The organism is Streptomyces sp. NPDC039424 (assembly GCF_055639495.1).
On sequence record NZ_JBVKAI010000007.1, the window covers coordinates 170422 to 196790 of the forward strand.

General features: G+C 70.4%; 24 protein-coding genes and 2 pseudogenes. 10 read left to right on the forward strand and 16 right to left on the reverse strand.

Annotated features, from left to right (window positions below; all coding sequences use genetic code 11):
• Positions 1–72: 72 nt before the first annotated feature.
• Positions 73–411: pseudogene (locus ACZ7L0_RS19755) on the reverse strand (aromatic-ring hydroxylase C-terminal domain-containing protein); the annotation flags it as partial.
• A gap of 68 nt (positions 412–479) precedes the next feature.
• Between ACZ7L0_RS19755 and ACZ7L0_RS19760 the strand changes: the two are divergent.
• From ACZ7L0_RS19760 to ACZ7L0_RS19770, 3 genes are read left to right on the forward strand one after another with little or no spacing between them, the layout of a single operon-like run.
• Positions 480–1085, forward strand: coding sequence for a TetR/AcrR family transcriptional regulator (locus tag ACZ7L0_RS19760; RefSeq protein WP_471243761.1), 606 nt, complete (start codon positions 480–482; stop codon positions 1083–1085).
• The gene (locus ACZ7L0_RS19765) at positions 1082–2092 is read left to right on the forward strand and encodes a DMT family transporter (protein ID WP_471243762.1); all 1011 of its coding nucleotides are present in this window, start codon (positions 1082–1084) and stop codon (positions 2090–2092) included. The genes ACZ7L0_RS19760 and ACZ7L0_RS19765 overlap by 4 nt, the downstream gene beginning before the upstream one ends.
• A gap of 38 nt (positions 2093–2130) precedes the next feature.
• Positions 2131–2475, forward strand: coding sequence for a hypothetical protein (locus ACZ7L0_RS19770; RefSeq protein WP_471243763.1), 345 nt, complete (start codon positions 2131–2133; stop codon positions 2473–2475).
• A gap of 254 nt (positions 2476–2729) precedes the next feature.
• Here the strand turns inward: ACZ7L0_RS19770 and ACZ7L0_RS19775 are convergent, their stop codons facing one another.
• Both ACZ7L0_RS19775 and ACZ7L0_RS19780 read right to left on the reverse strand, forming a co-directional pair.
• Entirely contained in the window at positions 2730–3182 is a 453-nt protein-coding gene (locus ACZ7L0_RS19775; protein ID WP_471243764.1) for an SRPBCC family protein, read from the reverse strand.
• Between the two features lie 97 nt (positions 3183–3279).
• Positions 3280–4818, reverse strand: coding sequence for a glycoside hydrolase family 43 protein (locus tag ACZ7L0_RS19780; protein ID WP_471243765.1), 1539 nt, complete (start codon positions 4816–4818; stop codon positions 3280–3282).
• A gap of 292 nt (positions 4819–5110) precedes the next feature.
• Here ACZ7L0_RS19780 and ACZ7L0_RS19785 point away from each other — a divergent pair, with 292 nt between their 5' ends.
• Together ACZ7L0_RS19785 and ACZ7L0_RS19790 are read left to right on the forward strand one after the other, a co-directional pair.
• Positions 5111–5602, forward strand: a complete 492-nt coding sequence (locus tag ACZ7L0_RS19785) for a DUF1877 family protein (RefSeq protein WP_471243766.1) — start codon at positions 5111–5113, stop codon at positions 5600–5602.
• A gap of 93 nt (positions 5603–5695) precedes the next feature.
• On the forward strand, positions 5696–7042 hold the full coding sequence (locus tag ACZ7L0_RS19790; RefSeq protein ID WP_471243767.1) for a cytochrome P450: 1347 nt from the start codon (positions 5696–5698) through the stop codon (positions 7040–7042).
• Between the two features lie 10 nt (positions 7043–7052).
• Here ACZ7L0_RS19790 and ACZ7L0_RS19795 read toward each other — a convergent pair.
• A pseudogene (locus ACZ7L0_RS19795) lies at positions 7053–7145 on the reverse strand (maltokinase N-terminal cap-like domain-containing protein); the annotation flags it as partial.
• Between the two features lie 307 nt (positions 7146–7452).
• On the opposite strand from ACZ7L0_RS19795, the gene ACZ7L0_RS19800 reads away from it, so the two are divergent.
• Together ACZ7L0_RS19800 and ACZ7L0_RS19805 are read left to right on the forward strand one after the other, a co-directional pair.
• Entirely contained in the window at positions 7453–7851 is a 399-nt protein-coding gene (locus tag ACZ7L0_RS19800; RefSeq protein ID WP_471243998.1) for a gas vesicle structural protein GvpA, read from the forward strand.
• A gap of 231 nt (positions 7852–8082) precedes the next feature.
• Entirely contained in the window at positions 8083–9147 is a 1065-nt protein-coding gene (locus tag ACZ7L0_RS19805) for a YihY/virulence factor BrkB family protein (protein ID WP_471243768.1), read from the forward strand.
• A 7-nt stretch (positions 9148–9154) separates the two neighbouring features.
• Here ACZ7L0_RS19805 and ACZ7L0_RS19810 read toward each other — a convergent pair whose 3' ends face one another.
• The 6 genes from ACZ7L0_RS19810 to ACZ7L0_RS19835 form a co-directional block, all read right to left on the reverse strand.
• The gene (locus ACZ7L0_RS19810) at positions 9155–9904 is read right to left on the reverse strand and encodes an SMI1/KNR4 family protein (RefSeq protein WP_471243769.1); all 750 of its coding nucleotides are present in this window, start codon (positions 9902–9904) and stop codon (positions 9155–9157) included.
• Positions 9905–9981: 77 nt separating this feature from the next.
• Positions 9982–14256 (reverse strand): molybdopterin-dependent oxidoreductase, encoded by a 4275-nt coding sequence (locus tag ACZ7L0_RS19815; RefSeq protein WP_471243770.1) that lies wholly within the window; start codon positions 14254–14256, stop codon positions 9982–9984.
• 213 nt (positions 14257–14469) lie between these two features.
• Positions 14470–15567, reverse strand: coding sequence for an ABC transporter ATP-binding protein (locus ACZ7L0_RS19820; RefSeq protein WP_471243771.1), 1098 nt, complete (start codon positions 15565–15567; stop codon positions 14470–14472).
• Positions 15564–16421 carry an ABC transporter permease gene (locus tag ACZ7L0_RS19825; protein WP_471243772.1) on the reverse strand — a complete coding sequence of 286 codons (858 nt, stop codon included), beginning with the start codon at positions 16419–16421 and terminating at the stop codon, positions 15564–15566. The genes ACZ7L0_RS19820 and ACZ7L0_RS19825 overlap by 4 nt, the downstream gene beginning before the upstream one ends.
• On the reverse strand, positions 16418–17251 hold the full coding sequence (gene modA / locus ACZ7L0_RS19830) for a molybdate ABC transporter substrate-binding protein (RefSeq protein WP_471243773.1): 834 nt from the start codon (positions 17249–17251) through the stop codon (positions 16418–16420). Before modA ends, ACZ7L0_RS19825 begins: the two co-directional genes overlap by 4 nt.
• Before the next feature lie 274 nt (positions 17252–17525).
• Positions 17526–18590 carry an aldo/keto reductase gene (locus tag ACZ7L0_RS19835; RefSeq protein ID WP_471243774.1) on the reverse strand — a complete coding sequence of 355 codons (1065 nt, stop codon included), beginning with the start codon at positions 18588–18590 and terminating at the stop codon, positions 17526–17528.
• 105 nt (positions 18591–18695) lie between these two features.
• Here ACZ7L0_RS19835 and ACZ7L0_RS19840 point away from each other — a divergent pair, with 105 nt between their 5' ends.
• On the forward strand, positions 18696–19325 hold the full coding sequence (locus ACZ7L0_RS19840) for a TetR/AcrR family transcriptional regulator (RefSeq protein ID WP_471243775.1): 630 nt from the start codon (positions 18696–18698) through the stop codon (positions 19323–19325).
• Positions 19326–19341: 16 nt separating this feature from the next.
• On the opposite strand, the gene ACZ7L0_RS19845 is transcribed toward ACZ7L0_RS19840, so the two are convergent.
• Complete coding sequence (locus ACZ7L0_RS19845) at positions 19342–19644, reverse strand: hypothetical protein (RefSeq protein ID WP_471243776.1); 303 nt, start codon at positions 19642–19644, stop codon at positions 19342–19344.
• Between the two features lie 300 nt (positions 19645–19944).
• Here ACZ7L0_RS19845 and ACZ7L0_RS19850 point away from each other — a divergent pair, with 300 nt between their 5' ends.
• Entirely contained in the window at positions 19945–20622 is a 678-nt protein-coding gene (locus ACZ7L0_RS19850) for an SDR family NAD(P)-dependent oxidoreductase (RefSeq protein WP_471243777.1), read from the forward strand.
• 53 nt (positions 20623–20675) lie between these two features.
• On the opposite strand, the gene ACZ7L0_RS19855 is transcribed toward ACZ7L0_RS19850, so the two are convergent.
• Both ACZ7L0_RS19855 and ACZ7L0_RS19860 read right to left on the reverse strand, forming a co-directional pair.
• Complete coding sequence (locus ACZ7L0_RS19855) at positions 20676–21113, reverse strand: hypothetical protein (protein WP_471243778.1); 438 nt, start codon at positions 21111–21113, stop codon at positions 20676–20678.
• Positions 21094–22734 (reverse strand): MDR family MFS transporter, encoded by a 1641-nt coding sequence (locus ACZ7L0_RS19860; RefSeq protein WP_471243779.1) that lies wholly within the window; start codon positions 22732–22734, stop codon positions 21094–21096. The genes ACZ7L0_RS19855 and ACZ7L0_RS19860 overlap by 20 nt, the downstream gene beginning before the upstream one ends.
• Before the next feature lie 238 nt (positions 22735–22972).
• Between ACZ7L0_RS19860 and ACZ7L0_RS19865 the strand changes: the two genes are divergently transcribed.
• Entirely contained in the window at positions 22973–23566 is a 594-nt protein-coding gene (locus tag ACZ7L0_RS19865; protein ID WP_471243780.1) for a TetR family transcriptional regulator, read from the forward strand.
• A gap of 74 nt (positions 23567–23640) precedes the next feature.
• Here the strand turns inward: ACZ7L0_RS19865 and ACZ7L0_RS19870 are convergent, their stop codons facing one another.
• From ACZ7L0_RS19870 to ACZ7L0_RS19880, 3 genes are all read right to left on the reverse strand, one after another.
• Complete coding sequence (locus tag ACZ7L0_RS19870; RefSeq protein ID WP_471243781.1) at positions 23641–24207, reverse strand: antibiotic biosynthesis monooxygenase; 567 nt, start codon at positions 24205–24207, stop codon at positions 23641–23643.
• Between the two features lie 91 nt (positions 24208–24298).
• Positions 24299–25516, reverse strand: a complete 1218-nt coding sequence (locus ACZ7L0_RS19875; RefSeq protein WP_471243782.1) for a glycosyltransferase — start codon at positions 25514–25516, stop codon at positions 24299–24301.
• Complete coding sequence (locus ACZ7L0_RS19880; protein ID WP_471243783.1) at positions 25513–26319, reverse strand: MerR family transcriptional regulator; 807 nt, start codon at positions 26317–26319, stop codon at positions 25513–25515. The genes ACZ7L0_RS19875 and ACZ7L0_RS19880 overlap by 4 nt, the downstream gene beginning before the upstream one ends.
• Positions 26320–26369: the final 50 nt, after the last annotated feature.

Sequence of the window (26369 nt, forward strand, 5' to 3'; positions counted from 1 at the left end):
CAGTGCTGAGGTTATCTCCGTACTCCCGGCGGAACTCGGGGATTTCCGGGAGCGGGAGCCGTGGCTGCGCGCTCAGCCGACGGGAGCGCCGAACCACCTGGGCAGCTGACCGAGCAGACCCTGCTGGTCTTCACCGGCCCACGCCACGTGGCCGTCCGGCCACAGCAGCACCGCGGGCACGTCCAGTTCGTCGCTGACGTCGACGACATGGTCGACCCGGTCCGCCCACTCCGTCACCGAGAGCCGGCCGGTCTGGTCGAGCAGCAGGCCGCGGCCGCCGTGCATCAGCTCGTAGAGGCGCCCCCGCGCGTGCAGGCCGCGCCCGCGGGTCTCCGCGGTCGGCTCGGTCAACCTCTCCAGCACCACCACGTGCACGCCGTGCAGCCGCAATTCGCCGGCCGGCATCAAGCCCGCCCTCCTTCCGCTGTGCGCGTGACTCATCTATTCTAGGTAGACCTACCTACCTAATTTGGATTGCGATGAGCGAGGCTGACGTGAGTACGACGGAGAGCGGAAGGCGTCGTCCGGCCCGGGAGCGGCTGCTCGCGGCGGCGGCCCGCCGCTTCTACGCCGACGGGGTGGCGGCGACCGGCATCGACACGATCACCGCCGAGGCCGGGGTGGCGAAAATGAGCCTCTACAACAACTTCTCCTCCAAGGCCGACCTGGTCCGGGCCTACCTGGACGCCCGGCACGAGGAGTGGCTGGGCCTGTACCGGGCGCGGCTGGAGCGGGCCCGGGGCCCACGCGACGGCGTCCTCGCCGTCTTCGACGCCTACGCCGACCACGCGGCGTTCGCCTACGAGCACGGCTTCCGCGGCTGCGGCCTGCTCAACGCCGCCGCCGAGCTCCCGGCCGGAGACGACGGCCGGGCCGTGGTACGCGCCCACAAGGAGGAAGTCGAGCGCTTGATCGCCGGCCACCTGGAACAACTGCTGCCCGAGCGCCCCGACGAGGCACACGCGATCGCCGAGCACCTCGCCTTCCTCCTGGAGGGCGCGATGGCCCGCGCCGGCCTGGAGGGTGACGGCGACCGCATCCAGCACGCCCGCGCCATGGCGGCGGCCCTGCTGGACAGGCTGTGAAGCGGCCCACCGGACGCGGCCGGTCCGCGGAGGCAGGGGCGCTGTGCGTGCTGGCGGCCTCCGTTCTGTGGGGTACGACGGGTACGGCCGCCACGTTCGCCCCGGCCGTGGGACCGCTCGCCATCGGCGCCGTCGCCATGGGCCTGGGCGGACTTCTCCAAGCCCTCACCGCCGCGCCGCAGATCGCCCGCCACGCACCCCGCCTGCGCGACCAGCGCGGCACGGTACTCCTGGGCGCCGTCGCGGTGGCGGTCTATCCCCTGGCGTTCTACAGCTCCATGCACCTGGCCGGAGTCGCCGTGGGCACCGTGGTGTCGATCGGTACCGCCCCGCTGGCATCGGCCCTGATCGAACGCGTCATGGACCGCCGCCGGCTCACGCGCCGCTGGACGCTGGCAGCCGCCCTCGGTCTGCTCGGCACCGTCCTGCTGTGCGTCGCCGAAGCCGCCCACGCCGACGAGGGCGCGGCACAGGCGTCCGTGGCCGCCACGCTGCTCGGCGTGAGTCTCGGTCTCGTCGCCGCCGCGACCTACGCCCTCTACTCCTGGGCCGCGCACCGGCTCATCACCCGCCGGATTCCCTCCCGCGCGGCGATGGGCGCCGTCTTCGGGCTCGGCGGACTGCTCCTCCTCCCCGTCCTGCTGGCCACCGGCACCCCACTCATCAGCTCCTGGTCCAACGCCGCCGTCGGCACCTACATGGCGCTGATCCCCATGTTCGCCGGCTACGTCCTGTTCGGCTGGGGACTCGCACGCGTGCCCGCCAGCACCGCCACCACACTGTCTTTGCTCGAACCGGCCGTCGCGGCCGTACTCGCCGTCCTGGTCGTCGGCGAACGCCTCCCCGCGGCCGGGTGGACCGGCATCGCACTCGTCATCGCATGCCTCGCCGTCCTCACCACCCCAGCACCCGCTGCCCACCGCCAACAGCGGCCTCGGGGCACGGTCGCGGGAGACGGTGCCGACGATGCGCTGCGAGACGACCGGGTGCGTCCCGGGGCCACCTAGGAATGTCCGGCGGATCATCGCGTCATAAGCTCCAGGGCATGCACAGCACCCTGGTGGAGCACGCCCGGTGTCTCTACGGAGACGAGTACCGGCCCACGCCGGAGTGCGGCCTCGACCACCGGGAGCACTACTTCGTCGAGGAGCTGACCTTCGCCGACGCGGATTCGATCCTCGCCATGCTGCATGAGCTCTGCCCGCACGTGGTCGACGGCCGTCTGCCGGTCTGGGTCCGCAACCTGGCCTATCGGCTGGTGCTCTTGCAGCGGCCGGACGAGCCGGCGCTGCTGCGGGAAGCCGCCCAGAACCTGTGGCTGCACGGCCCGGACTGGGACCACATCGCGGCGGACCTGACGAGACAGGCGGACGCTCTGGAAGCGGGCTGATCACGGCTCGAGCCAGAGCCGGATCGAGGCCACGACGACGATGGGCCGGATCCGCACCGGCGGGTCGGCGAGAAGCCACCGCCGCAGCGGCCGTACGCCCAGTGCGGGGAAAGTCATGGAGCAGGTCGGAGACAAGCCCGCTGGCGTCGGCTGCTGCGGCGGTGGCCCGCATCTGTGTCGACCATGGCCGCGGCCGGTCCATCAGCGGCGTCGGTCGACGCGAGACGCCGCTTCCGGTGACCGGGCCGGGAGGGTCAGACCGTGCCGCGCCAGGCGCCGGTCTCCACGCCGCCGCGCTGTTCGATGAACCCCTTGAACCGCTTGAGATCGCCGGTGACCTGCCGCTTGACGAAGCCGAGCTTGTCACCCACCGTCTCGGTCACGCCCTCGGGGACGACATCCATCTGCAGCATGACCTTGGTGCGGTCATCGCCCAGACGGTGGAAGGTGACGACTCCGGCCTGCTTGGCCTCGCCGCTCACGGTGGTCCAGGCGACACGTTCGTCGGGGATCTGCTCGGTGATCTCGGCGTCGAACTCCCGCTGTACCCCGTCGACCTTGGTGACCCAGTGGGTCAGGGAGTCGCTGCGCTGCTCGATGCGCTCCACACCACTCATGAACTCCGGGAAGGTCTCGAACTGGGTCCACTGGTTGTAGGCGGTGCGGACGGGGACGTTGACCTCGATGGATTCTTCGACCGAAGACATACTTGAGTTCCTCCTTCAGATGTCGTGCGTCCATCGGGTTGCCTGACTGCGCGCCCGGTATGCCTGCCGATCACGTCGCCCTTCCTGGAGGCGCCCGTCAGACAGACCGCAACTCGAACCAGTCGAAGGCCGCGTCGCCCCGCGTGGTGTACATGCCGAAGACACGGCCGGTGAAGCCGCCGGCGACCTCGGTGGTGAGGTAGCGGCCGTCGAGTTCGGCGAGGATCTCGAAGTCGCCGCTGTCCGTCTCGTAGCCCAGGCGGAGGGTGTCGGGACCGCCGACTCGGAGGCCGGGTGGGGGAGTGGTGTCCGAGCCCGTGCCGCGGGTGGTGACCGTGGGCGGCAGGATGTCGGAGGTCGTGACGTCGATCCGGAGCTTCAAAGGACCGGAGGGTACGGCCCGTTCGGCGACGGCGTGGCGCAGCGGGCCGATCCTGGCGACAGCGCGGACTGTGCCGTCACCCACCTCCACCTCGTAGTGGTGTGCCTCGTCCAGCCGCACCGCGAGTCCGCCCCGGCCGCCTTCGGCGACGTCGATCAGCGTGCGCGCGGTGCAGTCGGGGTCGCGCTGTCGTCGTCCGACGAAGAGTGCGCCGGGCTTGTCGAGGCTGTCCGCGCGGGCGTGCAGCACCAGGTGGCCCGGTCGCTCGTCGAGGCGGACGGCCTCCGGGTCGTGCCGTCGGAGGGACACCCAGCACGGGGCGAGCGTGGCGGAGTCGAAGTCGTCACGGTCCGGCTCCCGCGGCCAGGGACACGGCGGCAGCGCGGGGGCCTGCGCACGCAGCTCCAGTGGGCCGGGCAGCGGCCACTCGTCCTCCCACCGCACAGGAACCAGGAACGTCTCCCGCCCCATGCCGTGGTACATCGGGGTGTCGCCGCGGGGCCTGGTGCCCAGCAGCACCATCCACCACGTTCCGTCGTGAGCCTGCACCAGATCGCCGTGGCCGGTGTTCTGCACCGGGTGGTTGGTACTGCGGTGGGACAACACGGGATTGGCCGGGTACGGTTCGAACGGTCCCGGCAGGGTGCGGGCCCGGGCCAGCGACAGCGCGTGGCCGCGTTCCGTGCCGCCCTCCGACAGCAGCAGGTACCACCAGTCGCCGACCCGGTACAAGTGCGGGCCCTCGGGGTACTGCAGTCCGCTGCCCGACCACATCGACACCGGCTCGCCCAGCAGTTCGCCGGACTTCGGGTCGATACGGACCCCGCGGATCCCGCCCGACGAGAACACGCACCAGCAGGTCCCGTCCTCTTCCCAGGCCAGGTCGGGGTCGATGCCCGGTACGCCGATGAGCACCGGGTCCGACCAGGGGCCCGCGGGGTCCTCGGCGGTCACCAGGACGTTGCCCGCTCCGGCGACCACGGTTGTGATCAGCCAGAACCTGCCGTCGTGGTACCGCAGGGTGGGCGCGTACACCCCGGTGGAGGAGGGGGCCGTGTCGGGCAGTTCCAGCTGGGAGGGCCGATCCAGGGCGTGCCCGATCAGCCGCCAGTGCACCAGGTCGCGGCTGTGCCAGATCGGCACGCCCGGTACGTACTCGAAGCTGGACGTCGCCACGTAGTGGTCGTCGCCGGCCCGGCAGATGCTCGGGTCCGGGCTGAAGCCGGGGATCACGGGATTGTCGAAGAACGCCATGTCCGTCCTGAGATGTGTGGTCGGGGCGAGTGGCGGCGACCGGGCGGGGCGGTGCGGAGGCCGATCACTCCGCCGGGTCTGTTGAAGCGCTTCGAAAGTCGCATGCGTACGCATGGCATGTCAACTGTCTCTGAAGTAGCCGTATATGACTGCGAATGTCGAAGCGCTTCGACAGGACGAGGTGCCCCTCCGTCGCCGACCCGGTGTCAGCGGCCCGGGATACCCTTCCGGCGTTGACGTCCCGCGCAAGCCGGGTCGCTGGTGGGGGAGGAGTGGGGCCGTGAGCTTCCATATGCATCTGCGCGCCGTCCAGAACTCCGAGGTCCGGCTCGATCACGCCTGGCTTCAGGAGTTCATGGGGGCTGCCTGGGACTGGGACGTCCGTCAAGCGGAGTATGACGCGGGGATCGCGGAGTTCATCGAGAAGGACTTCAGTTCGGTGCACGAGCTCTACGAGGCGGGCAGCGGTCTGTCGGAGGGGCGGGATGGAACATGGGAACTGCCCATCTTCGGCGGTGACATCGTCCACCACCCTGACGACGAGCAACCGCCCTTCGTCCACCTGACCCCGGACGCGGTGCGGCGAACGTCGGCCTTTCTGGCGGACGTCTCGTTCGACGTTCTCTGGGAGGCCGTGGGCCCCAAGCTGCACGCAACGTTCGGTCCTGGCTGGGCTGAAGCGGACGTCAGGGACATCTATGTCCAGCACCATGCCGACCTCCGTGCCTTCTACCAGCGCGCCGCCGTGGCCGGGACGGCAGTGGTCAAAGCGTTCTGGTACTAAGGTCGTTCGCCTGTCACCAGATGTGTCCGCTCCCGTACAGTCCGTGGTGCAAGCGCTCCGTCACGAGCCCAGCGGTTGACCAGGAGAAGAAACATGGACACCGAAGCAAGTCCCGGCCCCCTTCCGTCCGTTCCCGGAACGGGGCGACCGGTCCCCGAAGCCGAGCCCGGACTCGTGGAGCGGTGGCGTTCGGGGGGAGGCGAACTGGTCGAGCTGCTGTCCCAGGTGCGCGAGCGGTTCGGAGGCGTCGCCGCGTTCCGCCTCGGGCCGGCTCGCACCGTTCTCGTCACCGACCCGCAGGCGGTCCAGCACGTACTCGCCCAGCACCCGGAGCGGTACGTCAAGCGCTCCCACCGCGCCCGTGTGCTGATCGGCGACGGGGTCCTCTCCGCCACCGGTACGGCGTGGAAGCGGCAACGCCGCCTGTTGCAGTCCCAGTTCACCGGCACGGGGATGCGACGCTACGAACAGCGGATCACCGAGGCCGCCCGGACCACCGCCCGGCGCTGGGACGGGTACGCCCGTACCGGGCAGACCCTCGACGTCGGGCGGGAGATGCGCCGCTTCGCCCTGGACGCCATCTGGCGCTCACTGACCGGGCACCACCTCGACGACGCGACCGAGCATGAACTGGCCGCCGTGGCGGCCGTGGCGACCGCCCTCCCGACTCTGCCCGCCGATGTCACCGACGCGCAGGACGCGGTCGCCGCCGATCTCGCCCGGATCGACGCGGTCGCCCGGCACGCCATAGAGGCCGCCCGCAGCGGAGCGGCAGGACCCGACGGCCCCGGGCTGCTGCACGTCCTGATCGACGCCGCCACCGAGCGTCCCGAGTACACCGACCGGCTGATCCGCGACGAGCTGGTCACGCTGCTCGTGGCCGGCCACGAGACCACCGCTACCACCCTGACCTGGCTCTACCTCCTCCTCGACCGGTATCCCGCCGTCCGCGAACAAGCCCTCGCCGCCGGCGGCGAAGGCTCACCACAGCGCCGCCAGGCCGTCCAGGCCCTGGTCCACGAGACGCTCCGGCTCTACCCGCCCGCCTGGATCCTGCCCCGCCACGCCACCGAGGACGGCACCCTCAACGGCTACACCGTCACGGCGGGCACCGACCTCCTGCTCTGCCCGTACCTCACGCACCGCGATCCCGAACTCTGGCGGGACCCGGAGCACTTCGCCCCCCGGCGCTTCCTCACCCCCGACGGCCGACCCACCCACCCGGGCGCCTACTTCCCCTTCGGTATCGGTCCCCGCGCCTGCCTCGGTCTGCAATTCGCGCTCCGCGAATCGACCGTCCTGCTCGAACACCTGCTCCCGGTCCACGCCGTGGCCTTCGACTCCACCCCCACGAAGGCGGCGTACGGCATCACCGTTCGCCCCGACGGCCCCACCCCGGCGACCTTGGCACCGATCGACGTCAGAGCCGGACAGAACTGAGCGAGACACTGTCGAGCGGGGCACCGCGATAGGTGAGTGGCACCAGGTAGGCGGCCGGGTGAGTGCCGGAGGAGTCGGTGGCCACCATGAACTCACCCCCAACAGGCATGGGGAAGAGGGCCGTTGGGAGGTGCTGCGGCGAGAGACTCGACTCCTTGAGATGTTCTCGACACTGAGCCGGATCCTCGTGGTGTGCGTCGGCCGTCGGCGAGGGTGTGCATCCGTGCCCGGTACCGGTTACCCGGTCTCCGGTCATTCGTGCGGGACCACCATGGTGCAGCACGGCTCAGGGACTCGTACATGTGTTTGGTGGTAGGCGGTAGGGGCTACTCGCACCTGGAAGCCTGCGTCGCAGCGAGGGACAGTGCCGACGGGACCGTACGGACACGGATGACAAGGGGTTGGTCGTGATGACCGTGGCGACACAGCAGGGCGGCGGGGGCGGTTCCAGTGGCCTCTACGACGTTCTGGAACTCATTCTCGACCGCGGGCTGGTGATCGACGCGTTCGTGCGGGTCTCCCTTGTCGGTATCGAGATACTCAAGATCGACATACGGATCGTGGTCGCCAGCGTCGACACCTACCTGCGCTTCGCCGAGGCCTGCAACCGCCTCGACCTGGAAGCGGGGCCGCGCAAGCCGGCCGGGCTCACGGAGCTCACGGGTCAGCTCACGGAGTCGGGCGCCCGCGGCAAGACCAAGGGGGCCCTGTCCGGCGCCGCGGAGACGATCTCCGACGCCTTCCAGCAGGCCCGTGACGAAGGTCGGCAGCGTCAGGGCGAGCGGTCCGCGCGCAGGAGTGGGGAATGAGGGATGAGTGCCTACGTGTACGGCATCACCCGTGCCTCGCACTCCCCGCTCGGCAAGGACACGGACGGCATCGGAGATCCCCCGCGGCCGAGACCGAAGGCGGCACCGCGGAAGCATTCGGAGCCGCCGGCACCCCGTCCCGCTAGCCACGTAAAGTGGCGATAGGTGCCAAAAGACTGAATTGTCATGAATCCCGGTATGGGGTGCGCATGCCTGGGATACCCGGGTGCGGTGGCACCGACACTGAGACGGCAGCACGGACGGCATGGCCGGCACACCGCGGCCGACCAGCAGGTCGAGACCGGGTGGAATCCGGGTGCCGGGCCGGATGAGCAGGTGGAGCAGCGGGCGCCGGACCGGCCGACGGACCTGCCGAAGCGCTCCTGGGGAGCGGTGTTGACGGGCACCCTCGGAGAGTTCAAGAAGGACGAGCTGACCGACCGGGCCGCGGCGCTGACCTACTACGGGATCCTGGCGCTGTTCCCGGCGCTTCTGGCGCTCGTCTCGCTGCTCGGGATCGTCGGTCAGTCGGCGACGCAACAGGTGCTGGACAACATCCAGAAGCTCGCTCCCGGCGCGGCCAGGGACATCCTGCGCGACGCGGTGCGGCAGATGCAGGGCAACGGCGGCCTCGGCTCGATCATGGCGATCGTCGGTCTGGCGCTCGCGGTGTGGTCGGCGTCCGGCTATGTCGCCGCGTTCATCCGGAGCGCGAACGCGGTCTACGACATTCCGGAGGGCCGTCCGGTGTGGAAGGTGATGCCGGTCCGGCTCGGTGTGACGGTGCTGCTGATGGTCATCGCCGTGATCAGTGCGTTGATCGTCGTCTTCACCGGCCGCCTGGCCCGACAGGTCGGCGCCGCGCTGGGCATCGGGGACACGTTCTTGACGGTGTGGTCGATCGCCAAGTGGCCGGTGCTGGTGCTCCTGGTCACGGTCATGATCGCGATCCTGTACTGGGCGGCACCGAACGCGAAGGTCCGCGGCTTCCGCTGGATCACACCGGGCAGCTTCCTCGCGCTGCTGATCTGGATGATCGCCTCCGCCGGGTTCGCGTTGTACGTGGCCAACTTCGCCTCGTACAACAAGACCTACGGCGCACTGGCCGGCGTGATCATTTTCCTGGTGTGGCTGTGGATCACGAATCTGGCGATCCTGCTGGGCCTGGAGTTCGACGCGGAGCTCGCCCGTCAGCGCGCTGTCGCGGGCGGTCACCCGGCAGAGGAGGAGCCGTATGTGCAGCCGCGCGACACCCGGAAGTGGGACGAGGAGGACCGCCGCCGCTTGGAATCCTGAGTGAGTCCTACCCCTGTTCGGAGTCGAGGACTTCGTCCCACACGTTGCCGCCGGCGGCCCAGGTCCACAGCCATCTTCGTAGGGAGGTGGTCGCATGGCACAGACCGTCGTGCGGGCCTTCGCCGAAGGTGTAGCCGTCGGCGTCGTGGAGCAGCACGGGGTTGTCGACCGCGATCAACGACACATGCCACTCCATCGTGCAGCCGCCGGAGGTGAGGAAGAGCCATGAGGGCGGCATGCCCTCCGCCCGGTTGCGTTCGTGGACGGTGACCGCGCACGGCCAGTCGTACACGTGCCGCGGAGCCCGGTTGCCGTCGGTCAGGGCGGCCAGTCCGGCGTCGGGGCCGAATCCTCCGTCGGCGACTTCGGTGTACACACGCCGGAGCAGTTCGGGGAGGCGGCGTCCGATCCTGCGCTCTGCCTCCTCGACCTCGGCCAGGGGGACCGGAGGGAACAGCGGGCCGCGCGGAGCGTCGGCGTAGTAGGCGGTAACCTCCTCGGCCCCGGCCTTGAGCTGGACTGTTCCGTCGCTGCCGTACGAGACGATGTCGTCCCGGTCCTGCTCCAACCGTGCACCGCTGTAGTGCTCGGCGATCCACGCGACAGGGACGTCCGCCCTGTCGAACCGCAGGCCCGGATCCCATGCCCGAGCCTGCAGCGCTGCGATCAACGCGTCGTCGTCCACGTCTTCGGCACCCGGCTCGAAGCGGAGCTCTTGGTGGAGTGGCGCAGGTGTGCCGGGCGGAGGGGAGGTCATGCGCCGGGAGCATACTGCTGGGCTCCGGCAGGCCGGATCTGGGGTTCGGCACCGCGTTCCCGCGGCGAACGGTGCCGTCAGTAGACGTCGCGGACGTAGCGTTTGTCCGTGGCCAGGCGCCTGACGTAGGCGGTGGCTTCGTCGTGGCTCATGCCGCCGTGGGTGGTGGCGATGTCCTTGAGTGCCTGGTCGACGTCCTTGGCCATACGTGCCGCGTCGCCGCAGACGTAGAAGTGGGCGCCGTCCTGGAGCCACTGCCACAGGCGCGGACCGTGTTCGCGCATCCGGTCCTGGACGTAGACCTTGTTGCGCTGGTCGCGGGAGAAGGCGAGGTCGAGGCGGTCGAGGTGGCCGGACGCCTGGTACGCCTCCAGGTCCTGGCGGTAGTAGAAGTCGGTGGCCTGACGCTGTTCGCCGAAGAAGAGCCAGTTGCGGCCGGTGTGGCCGCGGGCCTGGCGGTCTTCGAGGAAACCGACGAAGGGGGCCACGCCGGTTCCGGGGCCCACCATGATCATGGGGGTGGCGGGGTCGGCAGGTGGGCGGAAGTGCGGTGAGCGCTGGACGAAGACCTGGACCGGGCCGTCGTCCGCGCAGTCGGCGAGGTAGGCCGAGCACACGCCCTTGCGGTCCCGGCCGAGGTGGTTGGTGTAGCGGACCACGGAGACGGTGAGGCGGACCTCGCTGGGGTGGGCGAGCGGGCTGGAGGAGATGGAGTACAGGCGCGGCTGGAGACGCTTGAGGACGCCGGTCCACTCCGCCGCCGAAGCGCGCACCGGGAACGCGCCTACGACGTCGGCGGCCTGGCGGCCCCAGCTCCACTGCGCGAGCGCGTCCTTGTTGTCGGGCCGCAGGAGCCGCTTCAGATCGTGGCTGCCGGTGCGGTCCGCTGTGAACTTGAGCAGGTCGGTGGTGATGCGGGCGATGTCCAGGCGGGTGCGCAGTGCTTCTTCGAGGGGGATGGGTGGGCCGTCGCCGAGGTCGACGGGCTCGTCCGGGTCGAGTCCGGTGAGGGCGAGCCATTCGGTGACGAGACCGGCGCCGTTGGTCGGCCATACGCCGAGGGCGTCCCCGGCTTCGTAGGAGAGTTCGCCGTCGCGGGTGTCGAAGGCGAACTGCCGGACCTCCTTGCCGGAGCCGGGCAGGCTCAGCAGCCTGTTGCCGATGAGCAGGGTGGCGAATGGTGATGCCTTGGTGTAGCCGGCCGGTGCGGGAGCCGTCGCGGGCGAGGCGACGGCCGCTGGGGCCGTGACGCTTGTGGTGACGGCGGACGCGGTGGGTGTGGGAACGGCTGTCCCGGCTGCGTCCGCGGCCACGGAGTGCCCGTCGTCGGCCGTGGCCAGGGCGGTGACGACCTGGTCGAGCCACCGCTCGGCGGTCTCCTCGGAGCCGGGCTCGCAATCGGTGCGGGGGAGGACCCGGGTGGCTCCGAGTGTGTGGAACCGTTCGTCGAGCCGGCGGCCGTGTCCGCAGAAGTCGTCGTAACTGGAGTCGCCGAAGGCGAGGACCGCGTACCGGATCCCCTCCAGCCGTCCGGTGTACCGGGCGGACAGCTCCTGCCAGAACTCGGCGCCGTTGTCCGGGGCGTCGCCGTCGCCGAAAGTACTGGTGATCAGGAGTACGTCGGTGTCCGCACTGAGATCCGCGGGGGACACCTCCCGCATGGGCAGCAGCTCGGCGGTATGGCCCGATGCCGTGAGGCGGGCCGCGGCGGTGGCGGCGAACTCCTCGGCGTTGCCGGTCTGCGAGGCCCACAGAATGACCAGGCGGCGGGCCGGTACGGGCGTCTCGGCCGCCGGAGCGCCGGTCTGTCCGGGACCAGGGGCGGGCCCATCGGCGCGGGAGTACATGCCGGCGAGGACACCGTCGACCCACAGGGCGTGGCCCGGGTCGAAGGGGGCGCTCGGCGGCAGGACGGGAACGCGTCCGTCGGGCGGGGTGAGGGCGAGCCCGGAGAGGAAGCCGGAGAGGTACTGGCGCTCTGGTTCGGCCAGCGGTGCCGGGGTGAGGTCGGTGATGCCGAACAGCGTGGCGAGCGCGTGGACGGGGGAGTCCGCGGGGGCCGCTGCCGCGGTGGCCGGGACCGGCGCCGGGGCCTCGGGCGCTTCTTCGTGTGCGGTGGCGGCCGGGGCCGACTCGGGCTGGAGGTGGGGGCGTGCTGCCGGGACGGGGGCGGACGTCCTGGCGAGAGCGACGGCGCAGACCTTGAACTCGGGTTGGAAGGAGACCGGGTCGATGGCGTCGTTGGTGACGGCGTTGATGCTGAGGTATTCGCCGAAGAGGTCGTTCCAGTGGAAGGGCGCGAAGCAGGTGCCGGGCCGGACCCGGTCGGTGACCACGGCGGGCAGTACGGCGCGCCCACGGCGGGAGGCGATCTCCAGGTGGTCACCCTCGGTGATCCCGAGCGCGGCGGCGTCCTCGGGGTGGACCTCCACGAACGGGCCGGGGTTGAGTCTGGTGAGCTTGGCGACCTTGCCGGTCTTGGTCATCGTGTGCCACTGGTGCTGGAGGCGGCCGGTGTTGAGGACGAACGGGTAGTCGTCGTCGGGGAACTCGGCTGGCGGCAGGTGCGGGCGGGCGAAGAACCGGGCGCGTCCGCTCGCGGTGGGGAAGGCCAGGCGGGGGCGGGCGCCGTCCGCACGTTCCAGCAGGGTCTGGCTGACACCGTCGTTGAGGTAGCGGATCGGGTTGCGGTCCGGGCCGTCGGCGGCCGGTGCCGGCCACTGGACCGGTGTGGCGCGCAGCCGCTCATAGGTCACGCCGCGCAGATCCCAGCCGGTCGTGGGGTTCCACGCCTGCTTGAGCTCCTCGAACACCTCCTCGGAAGAGGTGTAGGTGAACGCTTCGCCGAAGCCCATCTCGCAGGCCACCCGGGCGATCAGCCGCCAGTCGGGCATGGCCTGTCCGGGCGGGTCGACGACGCCCTGGACGAGGGTGAGGTTGCGCTCGGAGTTGATCATGATGCCGTCGGACTCCGCCCACAGCGTCGCGGGCAGGACGACGTCGGCGTAGGCGTTGGTCTCGGTCTCGGCGAAGACGTCCTGCGTGATGACGAGTTCGGCGGCTTCGAGACCGGCGATGACGGTCTTGCGGTTGGCGACCGAGGCGACCGGGTTGGTGCAGATGATCCAGCACGCCTTGATGTCGCCGGCGGCCATCTGCTCGAACATCTCGACCGTGCCGCGCCCGGCCTCGGTCCGCAGGGAGCCTTCGGGGATGTCCCACAGCCGCTCGACGAAGGCGCGTTCGGTGTCGACGAGTACGGAGCGCTGTCCGGGCAGGCCGGGCCCCATGTAGCCCATCTCGCGCCCGCCCATGGCGTTGGGCTGGCCGGTCAGCGAGAAGGGACCGGATCCCGGGCGGCAGATGGCGCCGGTGGCGAGGTGCAGGTTGACCAGGGCGTTGGTGTTCCAGGTGCCGTGGGTGGACTGGTTCAGTCCCATCGTCCAGCAGCTCATCCACTCGCCGGCCTCGCCGATCCACTGTGCGGCCTGCCGGATGTCGCTCTCGGCGAGGCCGGTGATCTCCGCGACGCGCTCGGGCGGGTAGTCCGCGAGGAAGGCGGGCATTTCCTCCCAGCCCTCGGTGAACTCGGCGATGAACTCCTCGTCGGTGTGCCCGCCCGCGACCAGCAGGTGCAGCAGGCCGTTGAGCAGGGCGAGGTCGGTGCCGGGCTTGATCTGCAGGAAGAGGTCGGCCTTGTCGGCGGTGGCGTTGCGGCGCGGGTCGACGACGATCAGCTTGGCCCCGGACGACTTGACCCGGTCCATCATGCGCAGGAAGAGGATCGGGTGGCAGTCGGCCATGTTGGCGCCGATGACGAAGAACGCGTCCGCGTGGTCGAAGTCCTGGTAGGAGCCGGGCGGCCCGTCCGCCCCCAGCGACAGCTTGTAACCGGAGCCCGCCGACGCCATGCACAGCCGGGAGTTCGACTCGATCTGTTTGGTGCGTACGAAGCCCTTGGCCAGCTTGTTCGCCAGGTACTGCGCCTCCAGCGACATCTGCCCGGACACATAGAAGGACAGCGCGTCGGGCCCGTGCTCGTCCAGGATCGCCCGCAGCCGGCCGGCGACCGCAGTGATCGCCTCGTCCACATCGGTCTCGGCCGGCTGGGCGCCGCGCTCGGCACGCACCAGCGCCTTCGCCACACGCCCCGGGGCGGCCATCATGTCCGCGCTCGTCGCCCCCTTGGTGCACAGGCGGCCGAAGTTGGTGGGATGGGCCTTGTCACCCGAAGCCTTCGCCGCACGGCGCCGGCCGTCGGCGGGGTCCCGCGCGATGTCGAGCACGATCCCGCAGCCGACCCCGCAGTACGAGCAGACCGTGCGGACACTGCCGTCCTTCGAGCCAGCCACCGAACCTCCACCTCGCGGTGCGCGTACCTTCCCGAGCCCGGGGCGCGCCGCCCGATGGCTGACCACCCCGTGATCGTCACCGTAGGAAGATCGAATTTCCGGCCCGTCACACACCTGGCGCGTCCGGGGTTACGCCTCACGCACACGACGCGACGCCGGTGTGTGAGCGAGTGCGGGTCGGCGATGACCGTGAGGCGGGCTCGTCGCTGTGCGTCAGGCCGGGTAGGCGTGAGTCTGCGTGGCCTTGAGCGTCGCCCAGACCGGTGCACCGGGGTGGAGGCCGAGTTCGGCGGCGGCGACGGTGGTGAGGTCGGCGGCGAGGGGGAGCTCGCCGGTGAGGTCGGCGCGGATCTGGTCGCCGTGGGCCTCCAGGCCCGCGACCTCGCAGTGCCAGAGGTTGCGGGCGCTGGCGCCGGTGGGACGGTCGCGGTGGAGGGTGACGGCGCTCGGGGGGAAGGTGACGAAGACCGGCCCGGTGAGGTCCTCGGTGGTGGTGATCGCGGGCCCGGTGTCGAGTCGTACGGTGTGGCCTTCCGCGTGGCCCTTGTAGAGGTTCAGGCCGACGAGGTGGGCGATGTAGTCCGTGCGCGGGTGGCGTGCGATGTCGCCGGGTGTGCCTTCCTGCACCACGTGGCCGTCCTCTATGACGACCAGGCGGTCGGCCAGGACCATGGCGTCGAGCGGGTCGTGGGTGACGAGGACCGCCACCGCCTCGAAGGCGGCGAGATGGCGGCGGAGCTGGGCGCGGACGTCGATGCGGGTACGAGCGTCGAGCGCGGCCAGGGGCTCGTCGAGGAGCAGCAGCCGGGGATGGGTGGCCAGGGCGCGGGCGAGGGCGACCCGCTGGGCCTGACCGCCGGAGAGGCGGCGCGGCTTGGCGCCGATGTGCTCGGCGAGCCCCATCCGCTCCAGCCATTCGGCGGCCTGCGCACGCGCCTCCGCCTTGGTGGCGCCGTGGCAGCGAGGACCGAAGGCCACGTTGTCCAGGGCCGTCAGGTGGGGGAAGAGCAGGTAGTCCTGGAAGACGACGCCGACCGGGCGCGACTCGGGCGACGTGCGCTCCAGCGAGGCACCGTCGAGCCGCAGGTACCCGTCCGTGAGGGGGAGGAGACCGGCCAGCGCACGCAGGGCCGTCGTCTTGCCGGCGCCGTTGGGACCGAGCAGGGCGACCACGTCACCGGGAGCGGCCTTCAGCGTGACGTCGAGGCGGAAGCGGTCCCGGTCGACCACGAGACGGGCGTCCAGCCCTTCACCGGCGGTACGCGGTGCGGCGTCGGCGGTGTTGCGTGCGGTCTTCTCGGTGTCGGTCATGAGGCGGTCATCCAGCGGTCACGCAGCCCCGCGAGGACGGCGATCGACACGGTCAGCAGCACCAGACTGAGGGCGACAGCGGCCTCCGGATCGTTCTGCAGGGCGAGGTAGACGGCCAGCGGCATGGTCTGGGTGCGGCCGGGGAAGTTGCCGGCGAAGGTGATCGTCGCCCCGAACTCGCCGAGCGCCCGCGCCCAGGCCAGTACGGCGCCCGCCGCGACGCCCGGCGCGATGAGCGGCAGGGTGACCCGGCGGAAGGCGGTGAAGCGGGAGGCGCCCAGCGTCGTGGCTGCCTCCTCGTAGCGCGGGTCGGCGGCCCGCAGGGTGCCCTCCACGCTGATGACGAGGAAGGGCATCGCCACGAACGCCTCGGCCACCACCACCCCGGCCGTCGTGAACGGCAGCGTCACCCCGAAGGAGGCGTCCAGCCAGCGCCCCACGACCCCGTTGCGACCGAGTGCCATCAGCAGGGCCACACCGCCCACCACCGGGGGCAGTACGAGCGGCAGGGTCACCAGCGCCCGTAGGAGGCCGCGCCCGGGAAACTCGACGCGGGCGAGCAGCCAGGCCAGCGGCACGCCCAGGACCAGGCTCACTGCGGTGGCCGCCGTGGCGCAGACCAGGGACAGCTGGAGCGCCTGCCACACTTCCGTGCTGGTCAGCAGGCCCGGCAGGCTGCGCCAGGGAGTGCGGACGAGCAGCGCGATCAGCGGGAGCACCAAGAACGCCAGACCCAGCAGAGCGGGCACGAGCAGGGGGAGCGGCACGCCCCGGGAGTGCGCCGGGGCGCGGCGGCGCCGCGGGCCGCCCGTGAGGGTGTCGGCCGCGGCACCGGACTTGTCCGCTTCGGTCACGGCTTGAGGAACCCGGCCCCGGTCAGGACCTTCTGGCCCTCGGCGGACCGCACCAGCGCCATGAACGCCTTGGCCGCATCGGCGTTGGGGGCGTTCTTCAGCAGGGCGATCGGGTAGTCGTTGATGGCGTCGGCGGACTCGGGGAACTCCACACCTTCCACCTTGTCACCCGCCGCCTTCACGTCGGTCTTGTAGACGACGGCGGCGTCCGCCTCCTTCAGCACCACCTTGTTCAGCGCCGCCTTGACGTCCTCCTCGTAGGAGACCGGGGTGAGCTTCAGCTTGCTCGTGTCCAGGGCCTTCTGGGCGGCGGCGCCGCACGGCACCGTCTTGTCGCACAGGACGACCTTGAGACCCGACTTGGTGAGGTCCTTCAGGGAGGAGACCTTGTCGGGGTTGCCCGGCAGGGTGGCGATCTCCAGCTGGTTGCGGACGAAGGTGACCGGCTCGCTGGCGTTGTCCTTCTTGTCCGTCACGATCGCCATGGTCTTCGGACTGGCCGAGGCGAAGACGTCGGCCGGGGCGCCGCCGGTGATGCTCGTGGCGAGGGCGTCGCTGCCGGCGAAGTTGAAGGTGACCTTCGTGTCCGGGTGCGCCTTCTCGAACTCCTTGCCCAGGGTCGTGAAGCTCTCCTTGAGGGAGGCGGCCGCGAAGACGGTCACCGTGCCGGACAGGTTCGGTGTCGAGGACGTCGACGCGGAGGCGCCGGAGCCGGACGACGAGGAGTCGTCGGAGTCGGAGGAGGAGCACGCGCTCAGGGCCAGCAGTGCGGCGGCGCCGACGGCGGCCACCCGCAGGGTCCGGCGGGTCCGGCGCGCGGAACGGGTCATCAAGGATCTACTCCTTCTCACGAAACTCTGCTCAGGGTCTCTCGACGACCACGTCGGCCGATTTGATCACTGCGACCACCGGAACCCCGGGCTCCGGCTTCGGTTCCCCGGCAGCAGGTGTTCTCCCGCTCCGTACGGTTCCGGTAAGTGCGCATGCGCCGATGATATGCCGCAGATGCGAGGCCAAAGATCCCAATCTCATTGCAGGAGTCGGTCCAGAGGTCCCTCGGACTGGCATATGCGTTTGCGAGGGCGGCTCAACGGATGGGCCCGCTCAGCGATGTGGCCGGGTGGCGGGCGGAGGTGCGACAACTCCCGGGTTGAGACGGGCGAAGCCTTCCTGGCGCTGGTACGGGAAGTACGGGTAGGGCGCCGTCCTGCTGCTCGCCGCATCGAGTTTCGCCATCTGGCCGGGTGTGAGCGTCCAGCCGACGGAGCCGAGGTTCTGGCGAAGCTGCTCCTCGTTGCGGGCGCCGATGATGACGGAGGAGACGGTCGGTCGCTGCAGCAGCCAGTTGATGGCGATTTGCGGGATGGTCTTGCCGGTCTCCCGTGCGACCTCGTCGAGGGCGTCCACCACGCTGTAGAGGTGTTCGTCCTCGACCGGCGGTCCGAAGTCCGCGGTGTGATGCAGTCGGCTGTTGGCCGGTAGCGGCCGGCCGCGGCGGACTTTGCCGGTGAGTCGTCCCCAGCCGAGGGGGCTCCAGACCAGGGCTCCCAGGCCCTGGTCGAGCCCGAGGGGCATCAGCTCCCATTCGTAGTCGCGGCCGACGAGGGAGTAGTAGACCTGATGTGCGACATAGCGCGGGTGGCCGTACTTCTCCGCGATCGCGAGGGACTTCATCGCCTGCCATCCGGAGAAGTTGGAGACTCCGAGGTAGCGGACCTTTCCCGCTCGTACGAGATCATCGAGTGCGGACAGGACTTCCTCGATCGGCGTGCCGGCGTCGAAGGCGTGCAGCTGGAACAGGTCGATGTAGTCGGTGCCGAGCCGGCGCAGGGCGTCCTCGCATGCGGTGATCAGGCGCGAACGCGAGGAGCCGGCGTCTCCTGGGCCGTCGCCCATCGGCAGGCTGGTCTTGGTGGACACGATCACCTGGTCCCTGCGGCCCTTGATCGCTTCGCCCAGCACCTCTTCGGAGGCGCCGCCGGAGTAGACGTCGGCGGTGTCGAACAGCGTGATCCCCGCGTCGAGGCAGATGTCCACGAGTCGGCGTGCCTCTCGCGCGTCGGTGTTGCCCCAGGCGCCGAACAGCGGTCCTCGGCCGCCGAAGGTGCCGGCGCCGAAGCTCAGTGCGGGGACCTTGAGGCCGGATGCGCCCAGCCGCCTGTATTCCATGGCTGTTCCTCTCTCGATACCTGGAGCTGGCTAATGGTTCTGTAGTTCCGTTAGCGTGTCCTCAACGTAGCAGGCGAAGCCAATTAACGAAACTGGAGTCCCGTTATGGGAATTGAGGGAGCCGATCCGGGAACCGTCCGTCCCGGAGGGCGCACGGCGCGAGTGCGGGCAGCGGTGCTGCGGGCGGCCGGGGATGCCTTGGCGGAGCATGGCTTCGCCCACCTGGACCTCGCCGACGTCGCGCGCCGTGCCGAGGTGGGCAAGACCACCGTCTACCGCCGCTGGGGAACGGTGACCAGCCTGGTGGCGGACCTGCTGCTGGACATGGCCGAGCAGTCACTGCCCCGGACCGAGACCGGCTCGCTGCTCGGCGATCTCAAGGCCAACGCCCGGCTCGTGCAGCGCACCTTGGCCGACCCGCGGCAGGGAGCGCTGTTCAAAGCGGTGATCGCGGCCGCCACCGGCGAGGCGAAGGCAGCCGAGGCCCTGCACCGCTTCTACGACATCCGTGTCAACGAGTGGGCACCCTGCGTCCAGCAGGCCATCGACCGGGGCGAGGTGCCCGAGGGTACCGATGCCCACGAAGTGATCCGCGCCGTGTCCGCCCCCCTCTATTACCGCCTGCTGACCAGCGGCGACCGCCTCGACGAAGCCGCCGCGGACCGCGCCGCCGAAGCCGCCGCGGCTGCGGCGCGCGCGGGTGTGTACCTGCGGGGCGAAGGCGGTCCCGGGTGACCGGCGTCCCGCCGGTTCAGGGCCTCGGGCCGCTGTCCGTGCCGTAGAAGTGGCCCTGCTCGCACAGGGCGTCGATCTCGGCGTTGTCCTCCTCGCTCAGCTGCTCATCCAGCGCGACGCTGATGACGCGTCGGGCGCGGGCCAATCGCCGAGCGACCTTCCAGTCGATGACGAATGTGCCGATGGTGCACTCGTCGGCCGTTCCGGATGCCTGGCGGGAGCCGAGCCGGTCGAGGGAGACGACGAACTCGTTCAGGTCCTGGAGGATTTCGACGACCTCGTTGAGGGGGATGCGGATCTCTCGGGAGGACATGTCCATTGGCCGATTCAACTCCATGGCCGCTGCTCCAGGGCCTCGGCGGTGGGGAAGGTCATGGCTCCCCGGTTGCGCTCGGCGTCGCTGCGCAGAGGGTTCATGCCGGGCGGCCTAGCAATCGGAATGCCCTATCCAGTTTTGGTGCTACCGTGGTCCGCGGGGTGAATCGGAAAGGTCTATCCGGATCGTTGAAGCGGATAGCTCTATCCACCTTGAGCGTGAGCGCATGGGACAAGCAAGGCGGCTGCCCTCACATCGCCCGACACTCCGTCTCTCTCAACGAGGTTCTACGAAAGGATCGCTGTGACCAGCATCGCCATCGTCGGAGCCGGCCCCCAGCTGGGCCTCGCCATCGCCCGCACCTTCGGCTCCCACGGCCTCGACGTCGCCCTGATCTCCCGTCACCGCACCAAGCTCGAAGAGCTCGTCGGCAGGCTCACCGCCGAGGGCATCACCGCCGCCGCGTTCCCCGCGGACGTGCTCGACCGCGACGCGCTCACCCAGGCGCTCAAGGACGCCGCCGCGCGGTTCGGTGGCATCGACGTCCTGGAGTACTCCCCTGTGGGGACGTTCGGCGGCACCGTTCTGACCGCTCCGGTGGAGACCGAACCGTCTCATGTGGAGCACGAGATGAACTTCCAGCTCTACGGGGCCATGACCGCCACGAAGGCGGTACTGCCCGCCATGCGCGAGGCCGGGGCGGGCACCCTGCTCTACACCACCGGCGCCGGCTCGATCGACCCCGTCCCGGTGGTCGCCAATGTCAACGCCGCCGCGGCGGCACTGCGCAACTGGGCGATCAACCTGCACAAGGAGCTGGCCGACACCGGCATCCAGGCCGCCCATGTCGGCATCGACGTGTCGATCGGCACCGCCGTCATCCCCGGCGCGCCGGTGGCCCAGCCCGAGCAGATCTCCCCCGTCTACTGGGAGCTGCACACCACCCACCGCGACGAGGCCGAGCGCGTCTTCCGCCTCTGACACCGCACGGGCTGTCCTGGCTGCGCGTGCGGCCGAAGCCACCGCCGGGCCCGTCAGTCGCCGATCAGCAGGCCCGGGGTGCAGTGGCCACGGACCAGGAGGTGGCTGGTAGTGGCCGAGGACTGGTCATCGTGGATGAGCAGGATGGTGAACCCGGCGGCGTGGAGCACCTGCGCCGCTGCTGCCAGCACGGCCTGGTGCACGCGCGTGCCGAAACGGCGGACAAGGTCGTCGGTGTCGTGGTGGCGGACGCGTACCAGGCTGGTGGTGCTTTCGAAGAACACGAAGAAGACCGCCAGTTGTGGTTCACCGGTACCGTCCAGCGGCACCACCTCCAGGCCCGGAGTGTCGTCGCCGTGAGTGATCTGAAGTCCCGCCCCGGTCAGCACGTGCCAGACCTGGTCGGCCAGCACCTCCGAAGGGGCGGGCGCGGCCTGCGGGCCCTTCGGAGTCGGCCGGGGCGGTGTGCTGTCAGGGGGTGGAGGGTTCATCGGCTGATGGGCGGCCGGCCGAGGGGGAAGCCGCCGGGGCGGGTTTGGTGCGCAGGGTGACCTGTTCGAGTCCCAGGAGGATGAGGAAGGCCAGGGTGACGATGCCGCCGGCGGTGAGCATCACCTCGTCCAGGGCGTGGACGAAGCCGTTCAGGAAGGGCCGGGCCAGGACCGGGTCCAGGTGGGCGAGGAACGCGGTGTCATTGAGGTCGGGATGCCGCACCTGGGCCAGATCGTGCGGGTGCTGGGCGGCTGCGTGCTGGAAGGCCGGTGAGGTGCCGGCGGCCTGGTAGCGGTCGGCGATGGCGGGGCCGGCCTGCGCGAACAGCAGGGCCAGCAGCAGGGCGGCTCCGGCGGTGCCGCCCAGACCGCGGAACAGTGACAGGCTGGAGGTACCCGCGCCCATGTCGGTCGGCGGCAGCGAGTTGGTCAGCGCGGTCATCAGCGCGTTGCCGGCCAGGCCGGCGCCCGCGCCGAAGGCGAACATGTAGCCGCTGGTGACCCACAGGGAGGTGCCGACCGAGACCGAGGCCATGGCGAACAGCCCGCCCGCCAGCAGCGCCGTACCCGCGATCGCCAGGATCTTGTACTTGCCGGTGCGGGCGGTGAACCGTCCGGCACTGAAGGCCGCGACGGTCTGTCCCAGGGCGATGGGCAGGATGAGCAGTCCGGCCTTGGCGGGGGAGGCGCCCTTGACCAGCTGCAGGTACAGCGGCAGCACGCCCAGGCCGCCGAACTGGGCCAGGCCCAGGACGAAAGTGCAGATGATCGAGATGGTGTAGTTGTTGGTGCGGAACAGCCGCAGCGGGAGCAGGGCGTCGGCGCCCTTGCGGGCCTGAACGGCCAACAGCCCGGCCAGCCCGAGGGCGGCGACGGCGTAGCAGCCGACCGCGCGGCCGGAAGCCCAGCCCCAGGCTTCGCCCTGTTCGGCGATCAGCAGCAGCGGGGTCAGGCCGAGCGCCAGCAGGGCCGCGCCCCACCAGTCGATGTGGCGGTCCCGGCGGGTGGTGGTGAGGTGCAGAACCCGCTGCAGCACCATCAGGGCGACCAGGCCGACCGGCACGTTGATCCAGAAGATCCACCGCCAGCCGGTGATGCCCAGGATCGTGGTCTGTCCGGCCAGCAGGCCGCCCAGCACCGGGCCCAGCACACTGCCCAGCGTCATCGCGCTCATGGTGTGGCCCTGGTAGCGGCCGCGTTCACGGGGCGAGACCAGGTCGCCGATCACGGCCACGACCAGCGCCATCATGCCGCCGCCGCCCAGGCCCTGCAGCGCTCGGAAGGCGGCCAGCATGGGCATGGAGGTGGCCAGCCCGCACAATGCCGAGCCCAGGGTGAAGATCCCGACCGCGGTCAGCAGCAGCCGTTTGCGGCCGAACAGGTCCGACAGCTTGCCGTACACCGGCGTGCTGATCGTCGAGGTGATCAGGTAGGCGGTGGTCGCCCACGCCAGGGACGACAGGCCATGCAGGTCGTCGCCGATGGTGCGGATCGCGGTGGTCACGATCAGCTGGTCGAGCGAGGCCAGGAAGATCACCAGCAGCAGCCCGGGCAGGACCGTGGTGATCCCCGAGCGTAAGGCCCCGCCCGTCGAGGGGTCGGGTTCAGCGGTTGCGGTCAAGGGTCGTCTCCTACGTCTGGTTCGCCGCGTGGATGTCTGCCGCGCGAAGCCGCCCCGCCTCCCGGACGGTCCGGGGGCTCAGTTGGGGTTGGGGCTCTGGCCGGCCGAGGCCTTCCGGGCCGAGTGCCGGTCGGCATGCCGAGCCGAGCGCGACGAACCCCAGATTATCGAAGTAACTACGAAAAACAAGTCACTAGTGATTCGGGGTTGCTTCGATATCTGGATTACAGTGGCGGGCATGACACCCGGAGGACTGCGGGAACGCAAGAAGGCCCAGACACGCAAGCGGCTGGCCGAGACGGCCTTCGCGATGTTCCGCGAGCGCGGCTTCGACACGGTGACCGTGGCCGAGATCGCCGACGCGTGCGACATCGCGGTCAGCACGCTGTTCGCCTACTTCCCCAGCAAGGAATCGCTGGTCTTCGACCAGGAAGCCGCGCACGAACAGCAGCTCGCCTCAGCCGTGCGCGACCGTCCGGCAGGAACGACGATCCTGGACGCGCTGGAGGCCTATCTCGCCGCGCCCAAGCCACGCCACCCCGGCGACCCCTCCCGTGAGGACTTCCTGGACCTGGTCCACGCCACCCCCGCGCTGCGCGACCACTTCACGCGCATGCAACGCAACTGGGAATCCACCCTCGCGCACGCCATCGCCGAGGAAGCCGGGCTCCCCGACGACGACCTCCAGGCTCGCGCGCTGGCCCGCTTCGCCATGGACGTCGGCGCCCTCGCCGAGGAGAGCCCCGACCCCGCACACACGCTGCGCATCCTGTTCGCCCGACTGCGCAACGGCTGGGCCGACTTCGACCACACCCCCGACCGCCCGTCCTGACACCGGCAGCCGATGACCCGGGCTCCCGTCGGGGTGTGGGCGAGACCCGTCCGTGCTCTGGGCTCGCCGGGTGATCACCGGTCCGACGGGGGGTACAGCCAGTGCCGTAGTAGGTGGCTCAGCCGGGGCATCACCAGGTACGTCAGCGTCGGCAGCAGCACCAGTGGGAACACAGCGGCCCTGAGCGGCAGGGGCCAGGCGCCCGTGCGGGGCGTCACCAGCCACTGGATCAGCAGCGTGAACGGATAGGCGCCGAGGAACGTGGTGAGCACCATCTTCCAGCGGGGCGGGGCCTGCACGGTGGTGCCGGGCAGGCTGAACCAGGTTTCCATCCCGGACGTCGACTGCCGCTCGCTGCTGATCTCGGTGGCGATGTCCTTGATCCGCGCGTGCCATGCCGCCCGCTCCTCCGACTCCAGCCACGCGGCGAGCCGGTGCGGATCGGACCAGCGCAGCACCGCGTGAAAGCGGTTCCCCTCCTCGGGGCGCAGCCACGAGACGCCCTCGTTGCCCGGGAACACTCTGGCGCAGCGGGTGATCCCGTGCGTCCAGTCCTCGAACTCCTGCTCCCGGCCGGGGCGCACCTCCCAGGTGAGGACCGTGGTGACCGGCTCGCCCCGCCGTACTTCGGTGGTGCTCATGTTCACCAGGTGTCCCACGTATGGCAGGGGTCATGCCTCGTACGGCTTGATCGTGTGCTCGATGACGGGCTCCGGCAGGACGCAGGTCGTGTCATCGTCCCTCGGTCAGCCGCTCAATGGCCTTCAGGGCTTGGCCCGCTCCGTCCTCGGAGGCCATGTGGTGCGCGGCGGTCGCGGCGGCTCGTGCGTACGTCTGGTGCCTCGTGACCTGGTCGAGGGCGTCGGCGAGTCGTTCAGCGGTGAGGGTGCGGAAGGGGACGGGGGCGGTGGCGGCGCCGATCGAGGCGAGCCGCGTTGCCCAGAACGGTTGGTCCGCGGTCACCGGCACGGTCACCGCGGGCACTCCGGCGCGCAGCGCTGCCGCCGAGGTGCCCGCACCGGCGTGGTGGACCACAGCGGCCAACCGCGGGAACAGCAGGGCGTGCGGTACGTCACCGATGGTGAGGACATCGTCTTCCTCGGCCGCGAGCCCGGCACTGCCCGCTTGGAGGATGCCACGCAGCACGGCACGCCGCAGGGCTCGTACGGCGATCTCGCTCAGCCGCTCCCCGTCTCCGGCCGCCATGCTGCCGAAGCCGATGAAGACGGGGCGGGGTCCGGCGGAGAGGAAGTCCTCCACATCCGTGGGCAGGCGTTGCCCGATGCTCAGGTGGGGCCACCAGGTTCCCGCGATCCGCAGGCCGGAGCGCCAGTCGGAGGGGCGTGACAGCAGTGCCGTACTGAAGCCGTGCAGCACGGGCCAGTCGGCCCGTTCCTGCCGTCGGCGCACCGCGGACGCGGAGAGCAGGGGCAGCTCGAGGCGGTGGCGCAAGTCAGCGACCGCCTGTGCGTAGACACGGTCGGCCATGCGGAGGGCGAAGCGTCCGGCCGCGCGGTTGCCCGGGCGGCCCAGCGAACGGGAGCCCGTGATCACGGGCGGGAAGTCACCGGTCGGTGCGGTGGGCTGGAGGTACACACCGAGACTCGCTGTGCCCGTGGCCTCGGCGAGATGCCAGCCGAGCGGGGCCGTGGTGGCCGACAGCAGGAGCAGATCCGTGCCTTCGGCCACCGCGTCGGCGAACCCCTGGCCCAGTTCGGTGATGAACGCGGCGGCGGCGCGCATCAGCTCACGTCTGCCATTGACACCCCCGTGGGCTCGCGTGTCGGCCGGGAGGCGGCGGAATTCCAGCCCCGCGTCGCGTACGAGGGGCGCGAAGGTGTCCGTGGTGGCCAGGGCGACGTCGTACCCGGCGTGGCGCAGTTCGGCACCCAGGCCGGTGTAGGGCGCGACGTCACCGCGTGATCCGGCCGTGGCGATCAGGATTCTCATCGGTCTTCCTCAGGTTGGGCAGGGGAGCCGGGGTCAGCGCGGCGGGAGGCGTTGGCGTGGACCGCCTTGCACAGATAGGCGGCGAGGCCCGGCCGTTGCCGCGACGGCGGTACGACGAGAGCGAACGCGCGCGGGTCGGCGACGAAGTCGTCCGCGATACGCCGGTGCATCGCGGGCGGGCAGGGCGTGAACCAGCGGGTGAGGTGACGGCGGTGTTCCTCGGCGAGGTCCATGGCCCGTTCCCCGTCGCCGGGCTCCCCCTCGTCGAAGGCGGCGAGCAGCTCAGCGCGCCAGGCGTCGGCCTCGCCCATGAGCCGCCGCCAGTCATCCTTGGTGTGGGTGGACGCTCGTGCCATCGCTTGCCGATGTGCGTCCGAGTGCCCCCATCTCAGCTGAGCCTCGGTGGCGTAGCTGAGGTCGAAGGTGACCTCACCGAAGACGTCGAAGCGTTCCTCGGGTGTCAGTGACACCCCGGTCTGCTGGACCTCGATGGCACGTTCCGCCACCTCGGCCAGCCGCTGGAGTCTGGCGATCTCCTCGCTCAACTGCCGCTGCCGCCCTCGTAGATGCTCCAGGACGTTCGCCTGCGGGTCCTTGAGGATGGTGGCGATCTCGTCGAGGGGGAAGCCCAGTTCGCGGTAGAAGAGGATCTGCTGCAGGCGGGCCAGGTCGGCGTCGCCGTAGAACCGGTAGCCGGCGTGGCTGCGCTCGCTGGGTGAGAGGAGTCCCGCCTTGTCGTAGTGGTGCAGCGTACGCACGGTCACCCCGGCGAACGCCGACACCTGCCCCACCGAGTAGCCCATGCACTGCCCTTTCGTCCGGCCCCAGCCTCAACCCTGACGTAAGGGGAGGG

Bases quoted from the DNA above. Each gene is read 5' to 3' on its own strand.
- ACZ7L0_RS19880 (WP_471243783.1), bottom strand. From the start codon at position 26,319: ATGGGCTACTCGGTGGGGCAGGTGTCGGCGTTCGCCGGGGTGACCGTG.
- ACZ7L0_RS19840 (WP_471243775.1), top strand. From the start codon at position 18,696: ATGGGAATTGAGGGAGCCGATCCGGGAACCGTCCGTCCCGGAGGGCGC.
- modA (WP_471243773.1), bottom strand. From the start codon at position 17,251: ATGACCCGTTCCGCGCGCCGGACCCGCCGGACCCTGCGGGTGGCCGCC.
- ACZ7L0_RS19835 (WP_471243774.1), bottom strand. From the start codon at position 18,590: ATGGAATACAGGCGGCTGGGCGCATCCGGCCTCAAGGTCCCCGCACTG.
- ACZ7L0_RS19800 (WP_471243998.1), top strand. From the start codon at position 7,453: ATGACCGTGGCGACACAGCAGGGCGGCGGGGGCGGTTCCAGTGGCCTC.
- ACZ7L0_RS19775 (WP_471243764.1), bottom strand. From the start codon at position 3,182: ATGTCTTCGGTCGAAGAATCCATCGAGGTCAACGTCCCCGTCCGCACC.
- ACZ7L0_RS19810 (WP_471243769.1), bottom strand. From the start codon at position 9,904: ATGACCTCCCCTCCGCCCGGCACACCTGCGCCACTCCACCAAGAGCTC.
- ACZ7L0_RS19845 (WP_471243776.1), bottom strand. From the start codon at position 19,644: ATGGACATGTCCTCCCGAGAGATCCGCATCCCCCTCAACGAGGTCGTC.
- ACZ7L0_RS19865 (WP_471243780.1), top strand. From the start codon at position 22,973: ATGACACCCGGAGGACTGCGGGAACGCAAGAAGGCCCAGACACGCAAG.
- ACZ7L0_RS19780 (WP_471243765.1), bottom strand. From the start codon at position 4,818: ATGGCGTTCTTCGACAATCCCGTGATCCCCGGCTTCAGCCCGGACCCG.
- ACZ7L0_RS19770 (WP_471243763.1), top strand. From the start codon at position 2,131: ATGCACAGCACCCTGGTGGAGCACGCCCGGTGTCTCTACGGAGACGAG.
- ACZ7L0_RS19760 (WP_471243761.1), top strand. From the start codon at position 480: ATGAGCGAGGCTGACGTGAGTACGACGGAGAGCGGAAGGCGTCGTCCG.
- ACZ7L0_RS19790 (WP_471243767.1), top strand. From the start codon at position 5,696: ATGGACACCGAAGCAAGTCCCGGCCCCCTTCCGTCCGTTCCCGGAACG.
- ACZ7L0_RS19785 (WP_471243766.1), top strand. From the start codon at position 5,111: ATGCATCTGCGCGCCGTCCAGAACTCCGAGGTCCGGCTCGATCACGCC.
- ACZ7L0_RS19820 (WP_471243771.1), bottom strand. From the start codon at position 15,567: ATGACCGACACCGAGAAGACCGCACGCAACACCGCCGACGCCGCACCG.
- ACZ7L0_RS19855 (WP_471243778.1), bottom strand. From the start codon at position 21,113: ATGAACCCTCCACCCCCTGACAGCACACCGCCCCGGCCGACTCCGAAG.
- ACZ7L0_RS19870 (WP_471243781.1), bottom strand. From the start codon at position 24,207: ATGAGCACCACCGAAGTACGGCGGGGCGAGCCGGTCACCACGGTCCTC.
- ACZ7L0_RS19875 (WP_471243782.1), bottom strand. From the start codon at position 25,516: ATGAGAATCCTGATCGCCACGGCCGGATCACGCGGTGACGTCGCGCCC.